We start from the raw sequence: 24,237 nt of genomic DNA on the forward strand, positions 1-24,237 counted from the left end.
AAAAAATAGAAGTTTTGTCCGTGTGGAGTGGACAGAACTTCTATTTTTTCTGATCTTCTTTATTTAGTGTCTTTATCGTGATATAAATTGTCAATATTCCAAGTGTATCGATGCCAAGATCATATAAACGGCCATCACGCCCCCAATAGAGTTGAAAAAACTCAGTGAAGAAGGCGAAGGCTACGGATATTGTAATTGACGACTTATGGCTTTTTAACAAGTTGAAAATGAGCAGGTCCATGATAGCAAAGCCAATAAAATGTCCCAGTTTGATCACAACAAAGTAGGGATGGATTAGGGCGATGTCATTAAAATTAAAGAATGATATAAAGTCTGGTGACGAGTTCCATTGAAATTCAACAGACCCGGAGTGAATCATTAATTCAAGGTTATTTGTCCAAGTATTGATCAATAGAAACAAGCCCCATAGAAGGATTGCGAAAATTTTAATAGGCTGATTATCTTTTTGGGGATCAACTATTTTGGGGGTACGTTGTTGATTCATAATTAATTCTCCTAGACTTCTTTTATCCATCATTTTTGACGGAATTTAATGGCTCTAAACAAATTATAAGGCTTTTGCAAGATGAAGTTAATGTTTGTTACTTGCTTTTTATTAGTAATTTAGAAATATAAGGAGAAAATAATAACTGGACCTTTATCGTTCCGGGATAACTGTTTTAAAAGGATTGAAAAGAAAATTTTGGTTAGTGCAGGCGATCATATCATCGTATTGAACTTTCAATTCGAATAAATTAGACATGGAAGGAAGTTGAAATTGAAGAAAAAAGTATTATTATCAGGGTTTGTAGCATTCTTTGTATTTTTATCTTTTAGTTTAGGGGTATGGGCTGCACCAAAATTATCTGTTTGGTTTAATGGTAAAGCTAAAAAAGTAAGTGTTAAAATGATTAATAAAAAAGCATATGTACCTCTTACCGACGTTGTTTCGTGGTTTGGTGGTAAAGTAAAATATGATAAAAAATCAAATAAATATATTGTTACATCTAAGGATTATCATCCAAGTGGAACTAAGCTGAAATCCTATAATGTAAATGCTGTACTTCAATCAGGGCCGATGAAAATGACCGTGAGTAAGGTTACAGTCAATCCTAGTTACAAATATGACCAATACATGCCGGCAATTAAAGCGGTGGTTTTAGATGTTAAGGTTCAAAACACATCCGCTAAAAAGGTAAATTGGTTCCCTGTACAAGGAATTTACGCTTTTAATACAGGGGAACAAATAGAGGATGCCATTTCATACTCACAACAGGTTGATGGGGAGTTCCTTGGGAATACAACAAAGAGTGGAAAGATTGTATTAAAAGTAAATAAAAGTAACCTGGATTCGATTAAATCCATACAAATACAGGTGGATGGACCATTCGATGATGAATTTATCCAATTAGGAGAAACTGTTTCATATAACTTAAAATTTAGATAGGCAAACGCCCTTCACACATTTTATTTAGTGGAGGGCTTTTTTTAATGCGATATCATCTTTGTACCAATGGATAATTAAGAAAAAAGGACAAATACTAAACGTATGTTCGGAGGTGTAATAAATGGAACAACAGGATTTTGAAAAAATTTATGAGGAATACAAACAGCAAAGTGAACAGCAGGCTCAAATAGAAGCAGGGAACAGTAATCCGAATGGGAAAGAGGAATTTGTTGCTGTTCGGAAAAATGATGATGGTGATATTATTGCGTTTAAAACCAGCACAGGCCGGGAATTGGATTACATCACTGCGTTAGAGGATGCAAAAGCAGGGAAGATCGCGCACATTGATGTTTTCCATAAGTATGGTCGGGATATTATTCGAAGTGAGCCGGATGGAATCAAAGAAAATAACTTGGATCAATTACCGGAGTTTTAAAGGGAAGACTCCAACGCAGATAAATTGACTACTTTCGCAGATAAACCCGAACTTATCGCAGATAAACTGGTGAGTATCGCAGATAAATACTAATTTAACGCAGATAAAAGCCAAATGGCTAATAAAAAAGGCAACAAAATATAAAAATTGCCCCCTAATTTGGGGGCAATTTTTAAAAACTACCTATGTGCAGCCTCATATTTATTAATTTGTTCCTCATAGCTTAATGTAACGCCGATTTCGTCCCAGCCATTTAGCAGCATTTGCTTAGGGTAGGGAGCGATATCAAACTTGATTTCAAAGCCCTCATTATCGGTAACCACTTGCTCTTCCAAGTTCACTGTTAATGAATACCCTTCAGATTCAGCCTTTTTCATAAGGGTTTGTACTTGGTCTTCGCTTGCGACAATCGCAAGGATACCATTTTTCACACAGTTGTTTTTAAAAATATCAGCATAACTTGGAGCGATGATGACCTTGAACCCGAAGTCTTGAACAGCCCACGGAGCATGCTCACGGGAAGATCCGCAGCCAAAGTTATCACCGGCAACCAAGATAGATGCACCTTGATATTGAGGCTTATTTAAAATGAAATCTTCTCTTAATTTACCTTCGTCATCAAAACGCCAGTGATAAAAAAGGAATTGGCCGAAGCCGCTGCGTTCAATACGCTTAAGAAATTGCTTCGGAATAATTTGATCTGTGTCCACATTTGTCCGGTTTAATGGACAAACAAGGCCTGTATGAATGCGTAACGGTTCCATTGATTAACCAACCTCCTGGGCAGTAAATTGACGGACATCGACGAAATGCCCAGCAACTGCAGCGGCAGCTGCCATTTCAGGGCTGACAAGATGGGTGCGTGCCCCGTTCCCTTGACGGCCTTCGAAATTCCGGTTAGAGGTAGAAGCGCAGCGTCCGCCCGGTGGAACGATGTCGTCGTTCATGGCAAGACACATACTGCAGCCAGCTTCACGCCATTCAAAACCTGCTTCGATAAACACTTGATCGATTCCTTCCTTTTCAGCCGCAAGCTTAATACTGAAGGAACCTGGTACAACTATCGCTTTAACGGATGGCTTTACTTTATGACCGCGCACCACTTCAGCGGCTTTACGTAAATCGCTTAATCTTGAATTTGTACAAGAACCAATGAAGACATGGTCAATTTCAATGCTGGAAATGGATTGGCCTGCTTCAAGACCCATATATTCAAGCGCGCGTTTGATTTCATCTTGTTCACTTGCCTTTACAGCGTCGTCAGGATTTGGAACAGAAGCCGTAATTGGAAGGCACATGCCAGGATTTGTTCCCCAAGTTACTTGCGGCTCTACATCAGCAGCTTCAATTTCAACAACCGCATCATAAGTAGCTCCCTCATCTGATGCAAGTGCACGCCATCTTTCAACGGCTTTTTCAAATTCCTCGCCCTGTGGAACATTACGTCTGCCTTTTAAGTATTCGAATGTAGTTTCATCAGGGGTAATTAATCCCGCTCTTGCTCCGGCTTCGATGGACATGTTACAAACAGTCATCCGTTCTTCCATAGAAAGGTTGCGAATCGCTTCGCCAGTGTATTCCATTACATAGCCTGTACCAAACTGAACACCAAATTTACCGATGATAGCAAGGATCAAGTCTTTTGCAGTTACTCCTGTGCCTAGCTTGCCATTTACTTTAACATTTAAAGTTTTAGGAGGAGCCTGCCAAAGCGTTTGAGTTGCTAAAACATGCTCAACCTCACTTGTTCCGATACCAAACGCCAAGGCCCCAAAGGCACCGTGAGTAGAGGTATGGCTGTCACCGCAGACAATGGTTTTACCAGGCTGTGTTAAGCCAAGTTCTGGACCAATGACGTGAACAATCCCATTATCAGGGTGGTTGATGCCTGCAAGGGTAACACCGAATTCCTCACAGTTTTTCACTAATGTATCCATTTGAGTTTTTGAAATTGGATCTTTGATTACTTCGCGGTTGCGCGTTGGAACGTTATGGTCCATTGTTGCATAAGTTAGGTCAGGGCGGCGTACTTTGCGGCCGTTCATTCGTAATCCCTCAAATGCTTGAGGAGAAGTTACTTCGTGAACAAGGTGCAAATCAATATACAATAAATCAGGTTTGCCGTCTTCCTGATGTACTACATGCTGTTCCCAAATTTTTTGAATAATATTTTTTGGTTTTTGCATAATTTCCTTCCTCAACGTTCATATTTTTTAGGCAATTATTTGCCTTTTGACTAAAAATCTGATTTTTAAAAATATGGGTTCGGCCCCGGTAACCGAGTCCAAACCCATAGCTTTTCTTACACGTAACAGCTCATGATACATTTTGAGGCATTTTGTGATTGGATAAAATCAACAATTAGCTTCGCCATTTCCCAGGTGCCGACAAGGCGTCCTTCACTTACTTGTAGATCAGCTGTATGGTAGCCTGCATCAAGTACTGATTGAACAGCTTCTTCAATTAATTTCGCTTCATCTTCTAATCCAAAAGAGTAGCGGAGTAATAAGGCAGCGGATAAGATGGCTGCAATCGGATTAGCTACCCCTTTACCGGCGATGTCCGGTGCAGATCCATGAACTGGTTCGTAAAGACCAACACCATCTTCACGTAAGCTGGCAGAAGGGAGCATTCCAAGAGAACCAGTTAATACGGATGCTTCATCACTTAAAATATCGCCAAACATATTCTCGGTAACGATCACGTCAAATTCGGTTGGATTGGTAATTAACTTCATGGCAGTTGAATCCACTAGGGCATGCTCAACGACAACATTTGGATATTGAGCCTTTTTCTCTTCTACAATTTCGCGCCATAGCTTACTGGACTCAAGCACATTTGCTTTATCGACAGAGGTTAGATGCCCGCGGCGCTGCTCGGCAGCTTGAAAGGCTTTATCTACAATTCTCTCAATTTCTCTGCGGGAATAGGCAAGTGTATCAACAACAGTTTGGCCTCCGTCCCGGCGTTCGCTTGGCGTCCCAAAATATAGACCGCCTGTTAACTCACGGACAATTAAAAGGTCACTGCCTGTAATCACTTCTTCTTTAAGAGGGGAGGCATGTAGTAGATTTTTGAACCCTTTGATTGGTCTTAAATTTGCATATAGATCAAGCGCCTTGCGAATTCCCAGCAATCCTCTTTCAGGCCGTAAATGGGAGGGATTTTGGTCCCATTTTGGACCACCAACGGCTCCTAATAGAACAGCATCTGCTTGCATACAAGCATCAACGGTTGATTGCGGCAGGGGAGTTCCGTGCAAATCAATGGCCGCTCCTCCGATATCATGGCTTTCGAAGCTGAAAGTATGATTAAATTCTTCAGCTATGGCACTTAATACATCTTTTGCAGATTCAACAACTTCCTTACCGATTCCATCACCTGGAAGCAAAACAATTCGTTTATTCATTAAGAGCAACCTCCTCATTTTATTTTGACACCAAAAGAGTTGTTGGTAAGCGCCGCAAAGGCGGCACTTACACTTTTTCTAGAGCTGTCTTGGTATTATGCGTTTGCTGGTTCTTTTAAGGCAATCTGTTGATTAAAAAATACACGGTTTACTGCGTTCAAAAAGGCTTTTCCTGCTGCTTCTAAAACATCCTGAGCAGAACCGCGTCCACTGACAGGGGTACCGTTAACGGTCATTTTTACGTGAACTTCAGCTAAAGCATCGCGACCTTTGCCGACAGAGCTCAAGTTAAAATCAGTAAGATGAATTTTTTCTTCAATTAATGCCTCAAGCGTGTTGTATAATGCTTCGACGCTTCCGCTGCCAGTACGGGCTGTTTCTACTCTGTTTCCATCAGGAGTTGTAAGGGCAACTGTAGCGGTAGGTAAGTTCCCAGATCCGCTCTGAACTTGGAAAGCAACAAGCTCATATTTTTTTACATCGATAGAAGCTGTTTGAATATCTAGTAAAATGGTATATAAATCTTCATCCGTTACTTCTTTTTTCTTATCGGTTAGTTGTTTAAAGGATTGGAACGCTTCGTTCAGCTTTTCATGAGATAGCTCAAAGCCCATTTGCTCAATTTTGTCTTTAAACGCATGGCGTCCGGAATGTTTTCCAAGGACTAAGTCGTTCGATCCGACTCCTACTAATTCAGGAGTAATAATTTCATAGGTTTGGGCATTTTTTAAGACGCCATCCTGGTGAATTCCTGATTCATGGGCAAAAGCATTTTTTCCGACAACTGCTTTATTCGGAGGGACCTTCATACCTGTGAAACGGCTGACTAAGTCACTTGTACGTTTAATTTCCTTTAAAACCAAGTTGGTTGTGTAAGGATATTTATCACCACGAATATTTAAAGCAACGCCTATCTCTTCTAATGCGGCATTACCGGCGCGTTCCCCGATTCCGTTAATCGTACCTTCAATCTGTGTAACGCCGTTTTCGATGGCAGCCAGTGAATTGGCAACAGCCATTCCTAAGTCATCGTGACAGTGGCAGGATAATGCTGCTTTATGAATATTTGGCACATTTTCGCGAATATAGCGGAACATGCGGCCGTATTCTTCAGGAGTTGTATAACCCACCGTATCTGGAAGATTGATAACTGTAGCTCCAGCATCAATTACATTTGTAATAATCTTTACAAGAAAATCAAGGTCAGAACGGGAAGCATCCTCAGCCGACCATTCAATATGTGGAAATCTCTTTTTAGCATAACTTACCATCTCGACCGCCGTTTGCACGACTTGATCAGGCGTTTTCATTAATTTGTATTGCATATGGATAGGGGAGGTTGCAATGAAAACATGCAATCTAGGTTCTGCTGCATCTTTTAAAGCATCCCACGCAATGTCAATGTCCGATTTCATTGCTCGTGCCAAGCCGGTAACTGATGAGTTTTTGATGGTTCTGGCAATGGCTCTTACTGCTTCGAAATCACCTTGTGAGGAAGCCGGGAAGCCGGCCTCCATAATGTCAACGCCAAACCGTTCTAGCTGTCTGGCAATCTCTAATTTTTCAAGCTGGTTTAAATTAACACCAGGGGACTGTTCGCCATCACGTAGTGTTGTATCAAAGATGTTAACGTGAACCATTTACCGCCACTTCCTTTTTCTCGTTTACAGGTTTGTTTTTAATAAATGGCATTAATGCACGAAGCTCGCGGCCAACTTTTTCAATTTGATGGTTGTTTTCTGCACGATTAATTGCGTTAAATTGCGGGCGGTTTGTTTGGTTCTCTAAGATCCAGCCCTGAGCAAATTTACCAGTTTGGATATCTTTTAATACATCTTTCATGCGTGCTTTTGTATCTTCGTTTACTACGCGTGGTCCAGATACGAAATCTCCCCATTGAGCAGTGTCAGAGATAGAATAACGCATGTTTTCAAGTCCTCCTTCATATAGAAGGTCAACGATTAATTTTAATTCATGTAAACACTCAAAGTAAGCAACCTCTGGCTGGTAACCAGCTTCTACAAGTGTTTCGAAACCAGCTTTGATTAGGGCAGTAGTACCGCCGCAAAGAACGGCTTGCTCACCGAATAGGTCTGTTTCAGTTTCTTCTTGGAATGTTGTTTCTAATACACCTGCACGAGCAGAACCGATTCCTTTTGCATAGGCAAGTGCTAGATTACGAGCTTCGCCTGTATAGTCTTGGTATACAGCATATAGAGCTGGCACTCCGGCACCTTCAGTGTAAGTACGACGAACTAAGTGTCCTGGTCCTTTTGGAGCTACTAGGAATACGTCTACATCTGCAGGTGGTACGATTTGTGAAAAATGAATGTTGAAACCGTGAGCAAACACTAGGGCATTACCAGGTTGTAAGTTATCTTTAATGCTTTCTTCATAAACTTTTGGCTGCATTTCATCTGGAAGTAAAACCATTACTACATCTGCAGCAGCAGTTGCTTCAGCAACAGAGGTAACTTCAACGCCATCTTCTACTGCTTTATCGTATGATTTTCCTTTTCTTAAACCAACAACCACATCAAAGCCGCTTTCCTTTAAGTTAAGAGCATGTGCGTGTCCTTGTGAACCATAACCGATTACTGCAATTTTCTTTCCTTGTAAAACCTCTGCTTGAATATCTCCGTTATATAATACCTTTACCATTTAATATCATCCTTCCAAGTATAGTAGTTTATTTTAATAGTGAATATGTTGCTAGCTCGTTAAGTTGTGGCTGATGCCCACGTAAAAAGGCAGTCAGGCCGGTTCTTGCAATTTCTTTAATGCCATAAGGGCGAAGTAATTCAATCAATGCATCAATTTTTTCCGGCTTACCGGTAATTTGGACAGCTAAGCTATCTTTACTTACGTCAATAATCACTGCACGGAACGGATCAATAATGCCATTTATCTCACTTCGTAGCTGTGAACTGCTTGCTACTTTTATTAAAGCTAGTTCCCGTGCGACGATAGCTTTGTCGGTAATATCGGAAACTTTTAAAACATCAATTTGTTTGTTTAATTGCTTTGTAACTTGCTCGAGACGCTGTTCATCTTCAATCTCAACCACAAGGGTCATTTTGGAGATTCCCTCGACTTCAGTTTTTCCGACTGAAATACTTTCAATATTAAATTGACGTCTGAGCAAAAGGCCAGTTACACGGTTTAGCACGCCTGAGCGATCCTGAACCGTTGCTGTTATAATACGTTTCATGGTTTCACCCCAATCATTTCATGTAAACCTTTCCCTGGAGCGACCATTGGGAACACTAATTCCTTTTGAAGGACTCGGCAATCCAGAAGAACAGGACCATCATAAGCAAATACTTCAGGAAGTGCTGCAATAAGTTCTTCTTGAGAATCAATTCTCATGCCTCGGATAGAATAACTGTCAGCAAGCTTTACGAAATCTGGCTGTACCGGAAGCAGGGATTCGGAAATACGATTATCATATTGTAATTCCTGCCACTGACGAACCATTCCAAGAGCCCCATTATTAACAAGGATAATTTTAACCGGCAAGTTTCTTTCTTGGATGACCGATAATTCTTGAAGGGTCATTTGGAAACCACCATCTCCGACAATCGCTACCACTGTACTTTCTGGTGATGCCAACTGTGCCCCAATTGCAGCAGGGAAACCGAAGCCCATTGTTCCAAGGCCGCCGGAGGTGATCCAGCGATGTGGATGATTGAATGTATAGTACTGTGCAGCCCACATTTGATGCTGACCAACATCAGTAGCGACAATCGCTTCACCATTTGTTACTTTATGAACAGCTTCAATGAGCCATTGCGGGCACATACCGTTTGGACTATGTTTATACCATAGTGGATATTCCGCTTTATACTTTGCAAGTTTTTCTAGCCATTCCTCAGCTTGTGGTGAGTCAACTTCTTCCGCCAATAATTCGCTTAATGCTTCTTTTGCATCGGAAACAATTGGTATTTGTGTTGGAACATTCTTTCCAATTTCCGCCGGATCGATATCGATATGAGCGACCCTTGCATCTGGTGCGAAGTGTTTAAGGTTTCCGGTAAGTCTGTCATCAAAGCGTGCTCCGAAGTTGATAAGTAAATCAGTTTCATATAGAGCCATATTAGCAACATAAGTTCCATGCATGCCGGCCATTCCAAGTGATAGAGGGCTGTTAGCAGGGAAGCTTCCTAACCCAAGCAGGGTGGTTACGACTGGCAAATTGTGTTTTGTTGCAAAGGCTGTCAGTTCAGCTGAAGCCTTTCCATGAAGTACACCGGCTCCGGCAAGAATTACAGGCTTCTTCGCTTTAGAAAGTGCATCAGCCAGTTTTTTAATTTGCAGCGGATTTGGCTTCGTTGTTGGCTGATAGCCCGGTAATTGAATCTCAGTTTCTTCCTGTTCACTTAAAGAAGTGACTTGTTGAATATCCTTTGGTATATCGACTAAGACTGGACCAGGCCGGCCAGTAGAAGCAATATGAAAGGCCTCCTTAACGATTCTTGGTAAATCAGAAATCGATTGCACTTGGTAATTATGTTTTGTAATTGGAGTAGTGATAGCCACAACATCAGCCTCTTGGAAGGCATCTGTTCCAATCACGCTTCGTGCAACCTGCCCGGTGAAAACAACGAGCGGTAAGGAATCCATCATGGCATCTGCAATTCCTGTAACAAGGTTAGTTGCCCCAGGTCCTGAAGTTGCAAGGACTACACCAGGTTTTCCTGTAACTCGGGCATACCCTTCTGCAGCATGGATCATACCTTGTTCGTGGCGGAAAAGAATGTGCTTAATTGAGTTTTGAGCCCGCCAGATTGCATCATAAATTGGTAGGACAGCACCTCCGGGATACCCAAAAATTGTGTCAACACCCTCTTTAATTAATAAATCAATGAGAAGGTCTGCACCTGTTAATGGTGCGGTACTAGTTTGGAATTCCGGTTTTGCTTCAACTTTCACGTCGTAATCCCTCCTTAGGGTTATTTGAATATTTTAAAAACTTAGCATGCAGTTTTGCGTTAAGCCGAACCTTCAATCGGATATAATCAAAGTAAAAAGCCCTTTTCCCTCCGAATAAACTGCAATTAATAGAAATAAAGCAGAGTAATCGGGGAGAAAAGGGCCTTCATTTTCTCGGTACCACCCGGTTTCACAGTATCCTTACGAATACTGCCTTATGAAGCGATATTAAATGGATTAACGCTTCTTTTAGTAACAGGTGTCTAAGATTTAACACCCGATTGAACCTACTAGACCTAAGCCGTTCAGCCCAACACTCAGGGATGATGTCAGAATAAGTTGTATTGCCGGGCTCACAGCAACCCCGACTCTCTGAAAATACAAGTTTCTTATTCTTTTATTCCCGTCATCGATTTATAAATATTCCGTTGTCAATATGGTTTTAGCACCTTTACTTCTCTTCGGAAGGGGAGGGGTACTAATCAATCCCTTGGAATTTAACTAACTTAGATTTTCATGACTCCGCCTGTGTTAGCAGAGGTAACAAGTTTTGCATATTTTGCAAGATAACCAGATTTGATTTTTGGCTCCGGTTTTTGCCAAGAGCGGCGTCTTTCCGCTAATACTTCATCATCTACGAGAAGATCAATCGAACGTTCTTGTAAATTAATTAAAATTTTGTCACCATTTTGCACTAGGGCGATTGGGCCGCCTTCAGCAGCTTCCGGTGAAATATGTCCAATGGAGATACCTCGACTTGCACCAGAGAAACGGCCGTCTGTTATCAAGGCTACTTCCTTATCTAACCCTCTTCCGGCAATCGCGGAGGTAGGAGCGAGCATTTCCGGCATTCCCGGACCGCCTTTTGGACCTTCATAACGGATTACAACAACATGACCTGCTTGAACCGTTCCATTATTAATGTTTTCCTGCGCTTCATCCTGGGATTCAAAAACAATGGCTTCACCCAAGAATGTTTTAATTGAAGGATCAACAGCTCCTACTTTGATGACACCGCCATCTGGGGCAATGTTTCCGTATAGGATGGATAGTCCGCCCACGGGGCTGTATGGATTATCTTTTGTCCGAATAACTTTTTCATCGGTAATGACTGCATCTTTTACATTCTCAGCTAATGTTTTTCCTGTTATTGAAATGCAATCCTTATTAAGCGCTCCCTCAACCTTACAAAGTTCATTAAGGATGGCGCTAATTCCACCAGCCCGATGAACATCATCCATTGAATAATTAGATGCTGGCATGATTTTTGCGAGATAAGGAACCTTTTCTGCAATTTTATTAATATCACGTAAGTCGTATTCAATACCGGCCTCATGAGCGATTGCCAAGGTATGTAATACCGTATTGGTGGATCCTCCCATGGCCATATCCAATGCGAATGCATTATCAATTGCTTCTCTTGTTATGATATCGCGTGGGCGGATATCTTTTTTCACTAATTCAATCAAATGCTTTGCAGCTTGACGAATCAATTCATGTCTTTCTTCGGAGGTTGCCACAATCGTTCCATTCCCAGGAACCGTCATTCCAAGTACTTCCATCAGACAGTTCATTGAGTTCGCTGTAAACATCCCTGAACAAGAACCACATGTTGGACAGGCACTTGTTTCAATTTCATATAACTCCTGTTCGGTCATGGTACCTTTATGATAGGCTCCAACACCCTCGAAAACAGATGTTAAAGAAAGGTTTTCTCCGGAAGAGGTTTTTCCCGCTTCCATTGGTCCACCTGAAACAAAGACTGATGGGACATTGGTTCTGGCAGCTGCCATCAACATTCCCGGTGTGATTTTGTCACAGTTTGGAATATAAAACACACCATCAAACCAGTGTGCGTTTATTACTGTTTCGGCACTATCAGCGATGATTTCCCTGCTTGGAAGGGAGTATCTCATCCCGATATGTCCCATTGCAATACCATCATCAACGCCGATGGTATTAAATTCAAAAGGTATTCCGCCTGCCTCACGAATGGCTTCTTTCACAATCTCACCGAAATGATTAAGGTGTCTGTGACCAGGGATAATATCAATATAGGAGTTACATACACCGATGAACGGCTTGTCAAGATCACTCACTTTTACCCCAGTTGCGTATAATAGGCTGCGGTGGGGAGCACGGTCAATCCCCTTTTTAATCATATCGCTGCGCATATTTTCGCGCCTCCTAACTTACAATTGCGTGGTTTGCAGCAGATGGATAATAAGCGACTCCGTCTGTTGTAACAATTCATCTAAATTCTTATCATTCATATTTTAAAAATGGTTGTAAATGATCAGCCTGACTCCTTCTATTTATAGAAGAATGTAAAAGGCTGTGTTCAACTTATCACTTTCGTATAAGTTTTATTGTCAGTTATCATAACTCCATTTGTATACATGGTCAACATAAAAATCTGACAATTCAAACTAATCGTAAAAGCTGGTAGCGTTTACAATGTTGTAACGATAAGGAAAACCCAAGAATAAAAAAATTTTAAAAATTTTTATTTCACACTCTTTTTTGATAATAGCGGGAGAAAAACGAGAGGAATTTATGGGGTTATAAAGGAAAAAATGGCAGTCAGTGATACATTTTTACTAATGATAAATCATCCTGTTTTTTACCATTTTTATTATTTTAGAATTGTTAATTATATGATTTTGCAAGGTATTCATACACTTCTCTTAAATTTTTAAACCCCATCTCTTGTGCTTTATTTAAATAATACCCCCAAATTTGAGCAGTCATCATCGCATCTCCCAGTGCATGGTGGCGGTTTTTTATCTCAATTCCACATTTTTGGCATGTATCATCAAGTGAGAACGATTTCCATTGTGGATTGGATAATCGGATCAGAAAAGATGTATCGATGATTCGATGGACAAATCTTATTTTTAAGTGATCCCAGCAGCTTTTTTGCATAAAGGCTTTTTCATGTTTGGAGTGATGGGCTACAAGAATATCCTTTTTAATAAACTGATAGAATTGGAGTAACACTTCTTTCCCATCGGGGGCGTTGTGTAGTTCATCAGTTTGTATCTTGGTTAATAAAGAAATTTCATCGGAGATAGGGTGTTCAGATTTTAAAAGGGCATAAAAAGTTTGATCCGAAATAATCGTAGTCCCTTTCATTTTAACAGCTCCAATGGAAAGGATCCGGTCTCCCTTTTCAGGGAAAAAGCCCGATGTTTCCAAGTCAAAAACTGTAAAATTTAATTCATGCAAGGGAACGTCCAAGACTTTAGTATCTTTCATTTCTTTTTGCAGGTTTCTTATAAAAGATAATTGTTGCAGATTATGCGTATCTTGGAATCCTGTGTATAAGTTTGAACCCAGTTTTCCTGATATTTGCTTAAAGTATTGAATCATTTCATTCATTCTCAAGTTAATCCCCCTTGCCTACTAGCTTGATGGTTAATTGAAGTAGAGTCATGCCATTTTTTATGATGTTTCTAACTTCTTTACGTTGAATTTTGTCCAGTGAGGCAATAGGTAAATAATGCCCCGATCCATAATCGGAGTGGTTTCCGAAATGCAGCCTGTATTCTAGTAATTTAAAGAAATGCTGTTTATAGATAGTGTGATCTTTTATCTTTAGTTGACTAAGTCTTGAAAGCGTGGAAGTCTCTTGCAGATGATCTTGAATGGCCAATACCCGAACAGCATTTACATATGGTAAAATGGCCATTTCTTTCAAATTAAGCGAGCCGGCATGATTCCCGTGTGTTTCCACTAAAAGCTGGCCTAATATGCCGACTCCTTTTTTTACATGCAAGGTATTTCTCAAAATGGATGGCAGCAGAACATTCTTTTTAACCTTTTGAAAAACCATTATTTTTAATTCTTGAATATAGCCGGATTCTCCATAAAGAGACCGTCCATCCATAAAGATTAACAAATACCGAATGGTTTCCCAGGATGCAGCGGTCATCCAATCTAATAATTGTCGCTGCCAATCAGGATAGGATTTGCACCATAAAGGATGATCAGCCATTACTCCGCCTTCGCAGAATGCATACCCTGCTATGTAGAGTCCATGTGAGATTTCTTTCCCTAATGCGAGGAAATAATCCTGTGCTGCTTTACTTGGATTTTGATAGATGATTCCATGATCTTGATCACTCCATATGGATTGTTCAGATCTGCCCGCACTTCCCATAACAAAAAAAGAAAAAGGGGATGGGGGAGGACCGAGGAGATGAGTAACATTCTTGATGGCAGTCTTTATGACATGCTGAATGATTTCGTCATGTAAATGATTTAATTGTAAATGATCCCAAATGGCATCTTTTAACTGACTTTCTCTAAAGTTTCTGATTTCTTGGAAGCTTTCATAGGTCATTTTTTACCTCCTATCTGTAAAAACGGATATAGCGGTGCAATCCCTCGGCTTGTGAAGAGAGATTGGACACCGCACTTTTGCTAAAAGATTATTAAGCTTTCAGTTTTTGTTCTGCTTTGATTAATTCAGGATAACCATAGCTTCCATGCTCGCTCATATCGAGTCCAATAATTTCTTCTTCCTCCGTAACGCGTAACCCATTCATAACCGCCTTCATAATTGCCAAAATGATAAAGGATACAATGAATGCGTAAGCGGCGCATGTGATGACCCCCATAGCTTGAATGCCTAATTGGTGAAAGCCTCCGCCATAAAATAACCCCGGTTTACCTACGGTTGCCAATTCCTTTGTGGCAAACAAGCCATTTGAAAGTGTTCCCCAAACACCGGCCGTTCCGTGGACCGATAAAGCAGCAATCGGATCATCGATTTTTCTCTTTTCAAAGAAACGAATGCTATAAAATACAAGGATGCCAGAGATAAAACCGATTACGACAGCAGCCCATGTATCGACAAAGCCACAGGAAGCAGTGATGGCGACTAATCCTGCTAGAGCGCCATTTAACATCATTGGCACATCTGCTTTTCCCATCACCATCCATGAAATCATCATTGCCGCAACAGTACCAGCTGCTGCACCCAGGTTTGTATTTAGGGCAACAAATCCAAAGAATGCTTTGTCTGCAGATAATGTACTACCTGCATTGAATCCAAACCAGCCAACCCATAAAAGCAAAACGCTTAATGCTGTAAAAACTTGGTTATGCCCAGCGATATTATTAGGTGATCCGTCTTTATTATATTTTCCAATCCGTGGTTTTAGTAGAATGGTAGCCGCTAGTGCCGCCATGGCACCTGTTAAATGGACTACAGTTGAGCCTGCAAAATCCTGTTTCCCATGCTCTGCTAACCAGCCGCCGCCCCAAATCCAGTGGGCGATAGGAGGGTAAACCAGTACAGAGAAAAGGACCGCAAATACTAAATAGGCAGATAATTTTGCCCGTTCGGCAAAACCGCCGAAGGCAATGGTTAAAGAAATACCGGCAAAAGCTAATTGGAACAAGAAGAATACTGAGCCGGATAGAGATAATCCTTTGATTTCATAACCGGAGTAGAAAAAATTGGAAAGGCCAATCAGTTCATTACCTTTTCCAAAGGATAATCCATATCCTACAGCCCAAAATAGGATGGAGCTTATGCTAAAGGTTAGAATCGTTTTACCAGCAATATGACCTGCATTTTTCATTCGAGTAGATCCTGTTTCTAGAAGGATAAAACCTCCAATCATGAGGATCACAAGGACTGCACCTACCATCACCCATAAACTGTTTAATAAAAACAAAGTATCCATTCGTTCTCCCCCTTTTTGTAATGTTAAATTTGCTAACATTCACTGTAGTTGTATTTTTGCATGAATGTGCGGTTGATTTCTATAATTATGTTAGATTATCTCACATGATTTTTTGGATGTTGTAAGATTGCTAAAGTAACAGGGGGGCAAAATAAAAAGCCCGCTTCAAATGTAACAGCGAGGCCCAAGCTCCAAAAATATTTAAAGTTTTTTTAGTTTATTGACCTTTCCTTAAACCAAATTGCGCGTTTAGTTGCCCCTGGATCATTTTCCTGCGTATTTCTTCCTGGTTTTGTTTCTTTTGTTCACGAAGCATTTCTCTTCTAATCTCGTGAGTTTGTATCCCGTCTTCAATCTTATTTGCTATCTCCATTAATAACTCAACATCGTTAAAGGAATATTTTCGACTGCCACCGCCTGATCTTTCTGGGAAAATGAGTTTTCTTTCTTCGTAATAGCGGATTTGCCTTTCGGATAGACCGGTTAGATCTCTGACTACTCCGATGGTAATAACCTTCTTATCTTTATAAGACAAATCTTTTCCCATATCTTTTCTCACCACACTCTATTCATCTATTTTTAAAAGATTGTAAACTTTATAACAGTTTATGTTACATCTTCTCACATTTGAATGAATTTTTCTATAATTTTGATATTATAGAAAAGTGGATTAGATTGTGGAATCATTTTTGATTGGGAATTTGATTTTTAAGGATCAATTTTAATTCGCTTAAAGTAAGGGAATCTAATTCAGTTTTAAAATCTTTATCGGGACCAGATTGAATTAACTTATTAATGTAATATTTTTTTAGGGTGTCTATTCCTATACGCAAATGTGTAGACATGCTTCTCACTCCTTTACTGATTTTGAATTTTTCTTAAAAGTTCATGTGCTTTGGAACCAAGCTGTCTCATTAATTCTTCATACAGTTCGTCTCGTAATAAATCTAATTCCACTATTTTTGCTGCCAGTTGGATATCGTTTTTTCGATACATATAAATCTTCCTTTCGATGGTTTGTAATGTTAAGATATCTATTTTTTTCCTTTTTGTCAGTGAAGCTGTTAGAAAAATTAACAAACAAATTGAAACACCGGTGGAAGGTTTTATCCCAAAAATATTTTGACAGAAGAGGGCTTAACGAATCATGCTATTCATTTAGTTAATGATTTAGTGTATTAAGATAGTAATAAGCTAAAAACTGAATAAAAATACATAGTTCGATAGAATCATGAAATACAGAAAAATTATCAATATTTTCAGAAAACACTTTAAAAATGATAGGCATTATTGTATATTCTAAATATTATTGATATTTTTATAAAAAAACATTGGAGGTAGAAAATGAAAAAGTTCAAAATCTTTTCAACGCTTCTAGTCTTTTCCTTGATGTTTGTTTTATCTGCTTGTGGTACAAGTGAAAAAACAGATGCCAGTCCCAAAAAAGAGGAAAAGAAAACTTTACGGTTCGTAACCGATGCGGCCTATGCACCATTCGAGTATATGGATAAGGGTAAAGTAGTTGGTTTTGATGTAGACTTCCTTAATGTTGTAGCAAAAGAAGCAGGATATAATGTAAAACTTGAACATGTTGGCTGGGATCCGTTATTCGTAGAAATTAAAGGAAAGACGGCCGATGGTGGAATTTCTGCCATTACCATCAATGATGAGCGTAAACAAACATATGATTTTTCTACTCCATACTTCCTTTCAAAAAACGAAATCTTAGTTCCAAAGGATAGCCCAATTAAGAGTGCTGCAGATCTAAAAGATAAAGTAGTTGCCGTACAAAATGGTACAACTGGCCAGGAAGCAGTCGAAGCGCTAATTGGTAAAAATAATTCGAATCTTAAAAAATTCAAAAACAACAATCTAGCGATTATGGAACTTAAGAGCGGCGGTGCCGATGCAGTTGTTGCTGATAACACAGTAGTTGAACAATATGTAAAAAATAATCCAAATGAAAATTTTGTAGTCATTCCAGATGACTCTGCATTTGATAAAGAATTCTATGGATTAATGTTTGCAAAGGACAGCAAGTTAAAAGCTGATTTTGATAAAGCGATTCAAAAAGTGATTGAGAATGGGGAATACACAAAGGTTTATCAAAAATGGTTTAAGGTTGATCCGGATTTAAATGCATTGAAACAACAATAGGAAAGAATTAAGTTGCGTAACCCTTTGCCGTTACGCAATTTTTATTCCTATCAAAAAATATGCGATCAAACCATTATTTACCATATTGAAATAGTAATTTATTACATATTGAATAAGAATGCAGTGGTAGTTATAATCATGTATGTTCAAAATATTCCTGATATTTGTAGAAAAATCTATAAAAATAGGTTATAATATTATATATTCGAAATATTATTAATATTTTTATAGAAAAATATTGGGGGGTACAAAATGAAGAAGGTTAAGATTTTTTCTACCATTTTAGTTGTGGCATTGATGTTTGTTCTATCAGCTTGTGGAACGAGCGAAAAGACAAATGGCAGTGCAAAAGGAGATCAAAAGAAGACTTTACGAGTCGTAACAAATGCTGCTTATGCGCCATTTGAATATATGGATAAAGGGAAAATTGTTGGCTTTGATATTGATTTAATCCAGGCGGCTGCTAAAGAAGCCGGTTATAGCATCAAAGTTGAGCATGTGGGCTGGGAACCGCTATTTGTTGAAGTGAAAGGGAAAAATGCTGATATCGGAGTTGGTGCAATCACCATCAATGACGAACGCAAACAAACCTATGACTTCTCTACTCCATACTTTTTATCTAAAAATGAAATTTTAGTTCCGAAAAGTAGTGCAATTAAAAGTGCTGCAGATCTGAAAGGGAAAGTAGTTGCCGTACAGAATGGTACAACAGGTCAATCAGCGGTAGAAGCTCTGTTTGGAAAAAATAATTCGAAACTTAAAAAGTTCAAAGATAATAATCTAGCGATTATGGAGCTTAAGAGCGGCGGTACCGATGCAGTGGTCGCTGATAACACAGTTGTTGAGCAATATGTAAAAAATAATCCAAATGAAAATTTTGTTGTCATTCCAGATGACTCTGCATTTGCTAAAGAGTTTTATGGCGTATTGTTTCCAAAAGGAAGTAAGATAAAGGCAGAATTTGATCAGGCGATTAAGAAAATGATGGAAAACGGTGAATACACAAAAATTTATCAAAAATGGTTTAAGTTTGAACCGGATTTGAATTCGTTAAAGCAACAATAGAAGATGAAAATTGCGTAACTCTAGAATACTAGCAGTTACGCAATTTTTGCATCTGCTTAAAATATTTTATTGCGATAAATAACTAAAGTATAAAAGGTGGATTTTTAAAAAGATTGAGGGGGTCAATGAATGGATTTTCGTTGGGATTTATTAGCTGAGTATGGTCCTTTTTTCTTGAAGGGAACCCTATTAACCATTGGGCTTTCCATTGGCAGTATCATCATTGGAACAGTACTGGGGCTATTAATTGGATTAGGAAAAATGATGAAAAATCAATGGGCAGCGCTACCGTTTAAATGGTATATTGCCTTTTTCCGCGGGACACCGTTTATGGTTCAAATATTGCTCATCCATTTTGCTGTGGTTCCAGTATTCCTTGGCGAAACCAATGCGATTGTGGCTGCCATTGTTGCACTTTCTTTAAACTCAGCTGCCTACATCGCTGAAATCTTCCGTGCCGGGATTCAATCAATTGATAAAGGACAAATGGAAGCAGCCCGTTCATTAGGTATGAACCATGTACAATCAATGCGATTTGTCATCTTGCCGCAGGCCTTTAAACGTATGATTCCGCCACTTGGAAATGAATTTATTGTATTAATCAAAGATTCCTCCCTCGCAGCGCTCATTGCGGCACCAGAGCTTATGTACTGGGGACAAGCCATGCAAGGGCAGTATTACCGTGTGTGGGAGCCATATCTTACAGCAGCAGCGATTTATTTAGTGTTAACTCTTTCCTTAAGCTTCCTGTTATCTCGACTTGAAAGAAGGTTGGCCACAGAATGATTAAAGTAACCAATTTGAAAAAAAGCTTTGGTAATCATGAAGTTTTAAAAGATATTAATGTTACCGTAAAACCCCAGGAAGTGGTTGTTGTCATCGGGCCTTCCGGATCAGGGAAATCCACTTTTCTTCGCTGTATTAACTTACTAGAAACCATCACAGGCGGACATGTCTTGATTGAGGGAATCGATATAACTGATAAAAAGACAGATATTAATAAAGTGCGAACAGAAGTAGGAATGGTGTTTCAGCAATTTAACCTATTTCCGCATAAAACCGTCATTGAAAATATAATGCTGGCACCGATGAAGGTAAGGAATGTATCTGCCGAAAAGGCGAAATCAAAAGGTCTGGATTTATTGAAAAAGGTAGGATTAGCAGAAAAAGCGGATGCCTATCCGGATTCGCTTTCCGGAGGGCAAAAACAGCGGGTTGCAATTGCAAGGGCACTGGCGATGGAGCCGAAAATCATGCTTTTCGATGAGCCAACCTCAGCGCTTGATCCAGAAATGGTCGGTGAAGTGTTAGAGGTAATGAAGCAGCTCGCAAAAGAAGGCATGACGATGGTTGTCGTCACGCATGAAATGGGCTTTGCCAAGGAAGTTGGAGACCGGGTTATTTTCATGGATGGCGGCCTGATTGTCGAGGAAAATGTTCCAAGTGAGCTATTTGATAACCCGCAAGAAGAGAGAACGAAATCATTTTTGAGTAAGGTTTTATAATCTTGTGAAAGGGAGGCCCGCTAATGGCCTCCCTTTCAATTTACTATCGTTCTAGTTTATGTGGATCATCAAAGTCAAAGACTTCGACAATCCGGTCCGCTTTTATCCTTCTTGAACAAAGAAGAAATAGTTGGCTAAAGAATTCGGCTAACTCAAGGGGGGATGATGGAAGCTTAATCTGAACAGTCACAGAGCCAAACATTTGTTTAAAGTAGGCTTTACGTTCTGCATTTTTTCCGTCCCTCTTTAATGGATTATATGTCCATAACAGATGCTGGTCCCCGTTAATTTCTTCCACATTACGAATTTCAGCGACGGTCGTCGATTTATCATGCGTATAAATCACTAAATAATACTTGTCGTTTCGATGCCAGTCAATAAATATAAAGTAGTAGCTTGTATCATAGTCAATCCGGGTAACTCTATAACCCGCTACAACAGATTTTCCATTTGTCCATTGATGAAACTTTGGTAAAGTATTGTCAATTGTTTTTAACTGAGTGATTTCATAGCCAGTTCCATTCCACTTTTCTATACAATTACTGAGTGAGATTGCCTGTTCCTTTTCCAAAATGATTGCTCCTTAGCTTTCTTTGACATCATTATACGGTGTAAAAGCGGAGAAAAAAAGCGATTTGAAAAGCTTTGTCTCCAAAATGAAACATAACTGAAATCGCTTTTAAAAATTCATTTGGTAGAATTATTCTGTTATGGACTTATAATCGTCCCATTGTTCGAATAGTATGAGGAATAAATATGCCTCTTTTCCATATGAATGACATAGAAGTGCTTGCAATTGGAGGGAAAACAATGTCGGTAGAAAAGCAGCTAACAGAGAAACAGTACTATAGCATGTTCATTAATGAACATGAAGAGGTACATCCGATTCGTGTTCTCGGGGATGCCTATCAAGAAGAAATGCAAAAGGATATACCGGATTTAGCCTATATACGTTTTGCACAAGGTGAAGTGTATTTTCACAATAGAGACTTTGAGACAGCCATTTTTAAATGGGGAAATATTATTAATGAACTGGAGCCATGGGCGCAAAAAAATACAGCAGATGCTTATTACGAAATGGGGCTGTTGTCCAATGCGGAGGACTTGTATACCGCTATTGAAACCGACAATCTTACCTTAAAGACTGAAGTATCTTTACAGTTATTTATACTTTATATTGAACGCGGAAAAATGGACTCAGCAGTCGAAGTCATCAAGAAAACGGTTCTTTCCAATCCGGATTATCCGCAGGTTACAGAAATCGCCAGAAAGTTTTTTGAGGAACGGCAGGATTGGCAAAATGCCATTGAACTTGCAGTAAATGAGGCCATTCGTACAGAGTCATCGGAATGGTTCGGAATTGTAAACTCCTATGTGAATAATGGTGTAACAAAACGTCTTTTACCAGGCTATTTTTCACATGCCTTGAACGTGGTTTATACATTAGATAGGAAGCAATTTGAAGAGTTGACCGCTGCACTTTGGAACAGTTATAAAACGGAAGATTGCTATTTTACCTGGTTAAAAGAAATCAATTACCTTTTATCCAATTTGGAAATGGATCAAAACGAACACTGGGAAAAACTTTCTGCCCTTTTTAAAGAAACCTATTTCAGCTTGATAGATGGAAGCTATTTGATTAAGGAATTAACTGATATAATTCCTGATTTACTTTCTAATTGGATTCGGATCTCGAATTCTTCCCAACTTGTTTTGGCGTCAGCTGCGGTCCTTTCTTGGAATGAGTTATTTCCAGTAAGCATTAATATGTTGATTGTGAGTGAGGCTGAAAAGTTTATCAGTAAAATGGATCATGAAATCGACGAACTCGAAGAATGCCTAAAGCTGTTTGAATCGATTTTACATTGGGCAGAAGCACACGAAATGGGAGAGAATCATCGTCTAAAGTGGATGGTTCAGCAGCTAATTGATTTTGAAACCCATCATCTTTTACTAACCGGATTGAGCGGTAGTGGCAAATCAACTTTTATCAATATGATTTCTGGTGAAGATTTGCAGGATAGTCCCACTTCATCTGTTGTTATGTTTAAGGACCATCCGGAACTTGAAATAGATGAAATCAACAATAAGGAAACGGTTCAATTGACGGACCTAGTTGACTTTCAAGAAAGAATGGATCGGCGTCGGAATGCATTAGAGTCGCTGATTGAATTTAAGCGGCCTAATCCATTTTTGAAGGAGAATCGACTTGCAATGATTGATACTCCTGGGCTAAATGGGAATCAGTATGAAGTGATGAAACAGATTCATGCGGCAGATACGGTGTTATTTGTGCTAGATGCCAATGCACCCTTTACTGCTAAGGAGCGGGGAATTCTCTCACAAATCCATGACCAGGCACCGAATGTTCCAATCCATTTTCTGCTGAATAAAATGGATACGATTGCGAATGAACAGGATACCGTACGGATTTTTAATGAAACAAAGGCGGAAATCAATTCCTATTTACCAGATTCGAAGGTTTTGGCGTTTTCGTCGCAAAATGATCGCGGTCAGCAGTTAAGTGAGTTGACTGAGTTTATCCAATCGATTAAGCATACTAGAAATCTTGAAGATAAACGGCTGGCAAAATTATTATTTTTTATCCGTTCTACCATAACAGAGCTGCTGCAAAAACGTATTGATGTGGAGAACCAATTAATTGAATCGGTACGATGGAATGAAGAGATGCACATGAAATTGACCGGAGCCCTTAATCAACTAAAGGATACCGAATCACAAAAAGCTGAGACCATTTCAAGGAGCTATGGACTCATTAAGACGGAACTTCAGAAGGAAATTTCTGGTGTGATACCGAAAATGCTGAAGGAATGCTCTCTATTAATCAAAGAAAATAGCGATTTTAGCAATATTCATCTTGAGCTAAATAACGAAATGAATAAAAGAATGCAAGAATATTTAGAGCAGACGATTCTTCCGAAATACTATACTTCGTTGCAGGAGTGGATTGGGCAAACGAAAGAGGAATTCATTCAAAGCCAACAATTTTTAGACGAAATGGCGGAAGGCTTCAATGTCATGTATGGAGAGGAACGGTTTAAGCTGGAATGTGATTTTAAGGTTCTTGATGATTGGCGGAGGGATACGGATCGAATGACAAGCCGATTCATCTTAGAGCCTGTTAATATCCTGCTGCGCCGTACCCCATCACAGTTCTTGTTAAAAAGTGCAGGGAAGCTGTTAGGTGCGTTGTCGCAAAACAAAACCATGTTGTTCAATAAGTACAAAGCATTTGTGGAGAATGAGGATTATTCTGAAACGGTTGCACTGGTAAATGCTCGTTTTTTCCAGCAATTTGAATTATTTGAAAAAGCGTTGGAACGGGATATTAGCTTGTTTTTTAGAGGCCCGGCAAGCGTGGTATCGCGAGCAATTGAAGAAGCGCAATCAGAAATTGAAACGAATCAAGATTTGCTTGGAAAAATGAACACCAATCCTGAACTATTCCGCGACCCATTGACATTGTTTGAGGTTAGACTTCGACAGTTTGAATGGATGACGGTTGCGGGTAAAGGGGCACAAACGGTTTATTAATAAAAAAAGGCTGCCGGTTGGTTATCAATCAATCT

Annotated in this window: 23 protein-coding genes; 7 read left to right on the forward strand and 16 right to left on the reverse strand. The window is 39.5% G+C overall.

The window, feature by feature from the left end; translation table 11 throughout:
* Positions 1 to 40 precede the first annotated feature (40 nt).
* Positions 41 to 505 (reverse strand): VanZ family protein, encoded by a 465-nt coding sequence (locus RCG21_RS05840; RefSeq protein ID WP_133336398.1) that lies wholly within the window; start codon positions 503 to 505, stop codon positions 41 to 43.
* A 273-nt stretch (positions 506 to 778) separates the two neighbouring features.
* On the opposite strand from RCG21_RS05840, the gene RCG21_RS05845 reads away from it, so the two are divergent.
* Both RCG21_RS05845 and RCG21_RS05850 read left to right on the forward strand, forming a co-directional pair.
* On the forward strand, positions 779 to 1,447 hold the full coding sequence (locus RCG21_RS05845; protein WP_133336396.1) for a hypothetical protein: 669 nt from the start codon (positions 779 to 781) through the stop codon (positions 1,445 to 1,447).
* 121 nt (positions 1,448 to 1,568) lie between these two features.
* Positions 1,569 to 1,883, forward strand: coding sequence for a DUF3892 domain-containing protein (locus RCG21_RS05850; RefSeq protein ID WP_133336394.1), 315 nt, complete (start codon positions 1,569 to 1,571; stop codon positions 1,881 to 1,883).
* 179 nt (positions 1,884 to 2,062) lie between these two features.
* Here RCG21_RS05850 and leuD read toward each other — a convergent pair whose 3' ends face one another.
* The 14 genes from leuD to ykzB all read right to left on the reverse strand — a co-directional run bounded on the left by leuD (position 2,063) and on the right by ykzB (position 16,916).
* On the reverse strand, positions 2,063 to 2,647 hold the full coding sequence (gene leuD, locus RCG21_RS05855; RefSeq protein WP_133336392.1) for a 3-isopropylmalate dehydratase small subunit: 585 nt from the start codon (positions 2,645 to 2,647) through the stop codon (positions 2,063 to 2,065).
* Between the two features lie 3 nt (positions 2,648 to 2,650).
* Positions 2,651 to 4,069, reverse strand: a complete 1,419-nt coding sequence (gene leuC / locus RCG21_RS05860; protein ID WP_133336389.1) for a 3-isopropylmalate dehydratase large subunit — start codon at positions 4,067 to 4,069, stop codon at positions 2,651 to 2,653.
* Positions 4,070 to 4,185: 116 nt separating this feature from the next.
* Complete coding sequence (gene leuB / locus RCG21_RS05865; protein WP_133336387.1) at positions 4,186 to 5,292, reverse strand: 3-isopropylmalate dehydrogenase; 1,107 nt, start codon at positions 5,290 to 5,292, stop codon at positions 4,186 to 4,188.
* 95 nt (positions 5,293 to 5,387) lie between these two features.
* On the reverse strand, positions 5,388 to 6,932 hold the full coding sequence (locus RCG21_RS05870; protein ID WP_133336385.1) for a 2-isopropylmalate synthase: 1,545 nt from the start codon (positions 6,930 to 6,932) through the stop codon (positions 5,388 to 5,390).
* Positions 6,919 to 7,953: a ketol-acid reductoisomerase gene (gene ilvC / locus RCG21_RS05875; RefSeq protein WP_133336383.1), complete on the reverse strand. Its 1,035-nt coding sequence runs from the start codon at positions 7,951 to 7,953 to the stop codon at positions 6,919 to 6,921. Before ilvC ends, RCG21_RS05870 begins: the two co-directional genes overlap by 14 nt.
* Before the next feature lie 28 nt (positions 7,954 to 7,981).
* Positions 7,982 to 8,503: an acetolactate synthase small subunit gene (ilvN, locus tag RCG21_RS05880; RefSeq protein ID WP_133336381.1), complete on the reverse strand. Its 522-nt coding sequence runs from the start codon at positions 8,501 to 8,503 to the stop codon at positions 7,982 to 7,984.
* A complete protein-coding gene (ilvB, locus tag RCG21_RS05885; RefSeq protein WP_133336379.1) occupies positions 8,500 to 10,224 on the reverse strand; it encodes an acetolactate synthase large subunit in 1,725 nt (574 codons plus the stop codon). The genes ilvN and ilvB overlap by 4 nt, the downstream gene beginning before the upstream one ends.
* 506 nt (positions 10,225 to 10,730) lie before the next feature.
* Positions 10,731 to 12,398: a dihydroxy-acid dehydratase gene (gene ilvD / locus RCG21_RS05890; RefSeq protein WP_308912963.1), complete on the reverse strand. Its 1,668-nt coding sequence runs from the start codon at positions 12,396 to 12,398 to the stop codon at positions 10,731 to 10,733.
* Positions 12,399 to 12,873: 475 nt separating this feature from the next.
* A complete protein-coding gene (locus RCG21_RS05895) occupies positions 12,874 to 13,605 on the reverse strand; it encodes an exonuclease domain-containing protein (protein ID WP_308914250.1) in 732 nt (243 codons plus the stop codon).
* Between the two features lie 7 nt (positions 13,606 to 13,612).
* Positions 13,613 to 14,569: a DUF294 nucleotidyltransferase-like domain-containing protein gene (locus RCG21_RS05900; RefSeq protein ID WP_308912964.1), complete on the reverse strand. Its 957-nt coding sequence runs from the start codon at positions 14,567 to 14,569 to the stop codon at positions 13,613 to 13,615.
* A 91-nt stretch (positions 14,570 to 14,660) separates the two neighbouring features.
* Positions 14,661 to 15,920 carry an ammonium transporter gene (locus RCG21_RS05905; protein ID WP_133336370.1) on the reverse strand — a complete coding sequence of 420 codons (1,260 nt, stop codon included), beginning with the start codon at positions 15,918 to 15,920 and terminating at the stop codon, positions 14,661 to 14,663.
* Positions 15,921 to 16,137: 217 nt separating this feature from the next.
* Positions 16,138 to 16,467, reverse strand: a complete 330-nt coding sequence (locus tag RCG21_RS05910; RefSeq protein ID WP_208025380.1) for a MerR family transcriptional regulator — start codon at positions 16,465 to 16,467, stop codon at positions 16,138 to 16,140.
* 136 nt (positions 16,468 to 16,603) lie between these two features.
* Positions 16,604 to 16,765: a Fur-regulated basic protein FbpA gene (locus tag RCG21_RS05915; protein ID WP_133336368.1), complete on the reverse strand. Its 162-nt coding sequence runs from the start codon at positions 16,763 to 16,765 to the stop codon at positions 16,604 to 16,606.
* Positions 16,766 to 16,778: 13 nt separating this feature from the next.
* Complete coding sequence (ykzB, locus tag RCG21_RS05920; RefSeq protein WP_165976309.1) at positions 16,779 to 16,916, reverse strand: protein YkzB; 138 nt, start codon at positions 16,914 to 16,916, stop codon at positions 16,779 to 16,781.
* 348 nt (positions 16,917 to 17,264) lie between these two features.
* On the opposite strand from ykzB, the gene RCG21_RS05925 reads away from it, so the two are divergent.
* From RCG21_RS05925 to RCG21_RS05940, 4 genes are all read left to right on the forward strand, one after another.
* A complete protein-coding gene (locus RCG21_RS05925; protein WP_133336366.1) occupies positions 17,265 to 18,077 on the forward strand; it encodes a basic amino acid ABC transporter substrate-binding protein in 813 nt (270 codons plus the stop codon).
* A 252-nt stretch (positions 18,078 to 18,329) separates the two neighbouring features.
* A complete protein-coding gene (locus RCG21_RS05930) occupies positions 18,330 to 19,142 on the forward strand; it encodes a basic amino acid ABC transporter substrate-binding protein (protein ID WP_133336364.1) in 813 nt (270 codons plus the stop codon).
* A 129-nt stretch (positions 19,143 to 19,271) separates the two neighbouring features.
* Positions 19,272 to 19,928 (forward strand): amino acid ABC transporter permease, encoded by a 657-nt coding sequence (locus RCG21_RS05935; RefSeq protein WP_026573120.1) that lies wholly within the window; start codon positions 19,272 to 19,274, stop codon positions 19,926 to 19,928.
* Positions 19,925 to 20,647: an amino acid ABC transporter ATP-binding protein gene (locus RCG21_RS05940; RefSeq protein ID WP_133336362.1), complete on the forward strand. Its 723-nt coding sequence runs from the start codon at positions 19,925 to 19,927 to the stop codon at positions 20,645 to 20,647. The genes RCG21_RS05935 and RCG21_RS05940 overlap by 4 nt, the downstream gene beginning before the upstream one ends.
* Before the next feature lie 43 nt (positions 20,648 to 20,690).
* Here RCG21_RS05940 and RCG21_RS05945 read toward each other — a convergent pair whose 3' ends face one another.
* Positions 20,691 to 21,218 (reverse strand): hypothetical protein, encoded by a 528-nt coding sequence (locus tag RCG21_RS05945; protein ID WP_133336360.1) that lies wholly within the window; start codon positions 21,216 to 21,218, stop codon positions 20,691 to 20,693.
* A 239-nt stretch (positions 21,219 to 21,457) separates the two neighbouring features.
* Here RCG21_RS05945 and RCG21_RS05950 point away from each other — a divergent pair, with 239 nt between their 5' ends.
* Positions 21,458 to 24,202, forward strand: a complete 2,745-nt coding sequence (locus RCG21_RS05950; protein ID WP_308912965.1) for a dynamin family protein — start codon at positions 21,458 to 21,460, stop codon at positions 24,200 to 24,202.
* Positions 24,203 to 24,237 lie beyond the last annotated feature (35 nt).

It is taken from the genome of Bacillus salipaludis (assembly GCF_030938565.1).
GTDB lineage: Bacteria > Bacillota > Bacilli > Bacillales > Cytobacillaceae > Neobacillus > Neobacillus salipaludis_A.

What these genes read in the sequence shown, in the direction of transcription:
- RCG21_RS05870 (WP_133336385.1), bottom strand. Translation starts at nt 6,932, where the DNA reads ATGGTTCACGTTAACATCTTTGATACAACACTACGTGATGGCGAACAG.
- RCG21_RS05905 (WP_133336370.1), bottom strand. Translation starts at nt 15,920, where the DNA reads ATGGATACTTTGTTTTTATTAAACAGTTTATGGGTGATGGTAGGTGCA.
- RCG21_RS05930 (WP_133336364.1), top strand. Translation starts at nt 18,330, where the DNA reads ATGAAGAAGGTTAAGATTTTTTCTACCATTTTAGTTGTGGCATTGATG.
- RCG21_RS05940 (WP_133336362.1), top strand. Translation starts at nt 19,925, where the DNA reads ATGATTAAAGTAACCAATTTGAAAAAAAGCTTTGGTAATCATGAAGTT.
- RCG21_RS05850 (WP_133336394.1), top strand. Translation starts at nt 1,569, where the DNA reads ATGGAACAACAGGATTTTGAAAAAATTTATGAGGAATACAAACAGCAA.
- RCG21_RS05915 (WP_133336368.1), bottom strand. Translation starts at nt 16,765, where the DNA reads ATGTCTACACATTTGCGTATAGGAATAGACACCCTAAAAAAATATTAC.
- leuB (WP_133336387.1), bottom strand. Translation starts at nt 5,292, where the DNA reads ATGAATAAACGAATTGTTTTGCTTCCAGGTGATGGAATCGGTAAGGAA.
- RCG21_RS05950 (WP_308912965.1), top strand. Translation starts at nt 21,458, where the DNA reads ATGTCGGTAGAAAAGCAGCTAACAGAGAAACAGTACTATAGCATGTTC.
- RCG21_RS05840 (WP_133336398.1), bottom strand. Translation starts at nt 505, where the DNA reads ATGAATCAACAACGTACCCCCAAAATAGTTGATCCCCAAAAAGATAAT.
- ilvD (WP_308912963.1), bottom strand. Translation starts at nt 12,398, where the DNA reads ATGCGCAGCGATATGATTAAAAAGGGGATTGACCGTGCTCCCCACCGC.
- RCG21_RS05910 (WP_208025380.1), bottom strand. Translation starts at nt 16,467, where the DNA reads ATGGGAAAAGATTTGTCTTATAAAGATAAGAAGGTTATTACCATCGGA.
- leuC (WP_133336389.1), bottom strand. Translation starts at nt 4,069, where the DNA reads ATGCAAAAACCAAAAAATATTATTCAAAAAATTTGGGAACAGCATGTA.
- RCG21_RS05925 (WP_133336366.1), top strand. Translation starts at nt 17,265, where the DNA reads ATGAAAAAGTTCAAAATCTTTTCAACGCTTCTAGTCTTTTCCTTGATG.
- ilvC (WP_133336383.1), bottom strand. Translation starts at nt 7,953, where the DNA reads ATGGTAAAGGTATTATATAACGGAGATATTCAAGCAGAGGTTTTACAA.
- RCG21_RS05895 (WP_308914250.1), bottom strand. Translation starts at nt 13,605, where the DNA reads ATGAATGAAATGATTCAATACTTTAAGCAAATATCAGGAAAACTGGGT.
- leuD (WP_133336392.1), bottom strand. Translation starts at nt 2,647, where the DNA reads ATGGAACCGTTACGCATTCATACAGGCCTTGTTTGTCCATTAAACCGG.
- RCG21_RS05935 (WP_026573120.1), top strand. Translation starts at nt 19,272, where the DNA reads ATGGATTTTCGTTGGGATTTATTAGCTGAGTATGGTCCTTTTTTCTTG.
- RCG21_RS05900 (WP_308912964.1), bottom strand. Translation starts at nt 14,569, where the DNA reads ATGACCTATGAAAGCTTCCAAGAAATCAGAAACTTTAGAGAAAGTCAG.
- ykzB (WP_165976309.1), bottom strand. Translation starts at nt 16,916, where the DNA reads ATGTATCGAAAAAACGATATCCAACTGGCAGCAAAAATAGTGGAATTA.
- ilvN (WP_133336381.1), bottom strand. Translation starts at nt 8,503, where the DNA reads ATGAAACGTATTATAACAGCAACGGTTCAGGATCGCTCAGGCGTGCTA.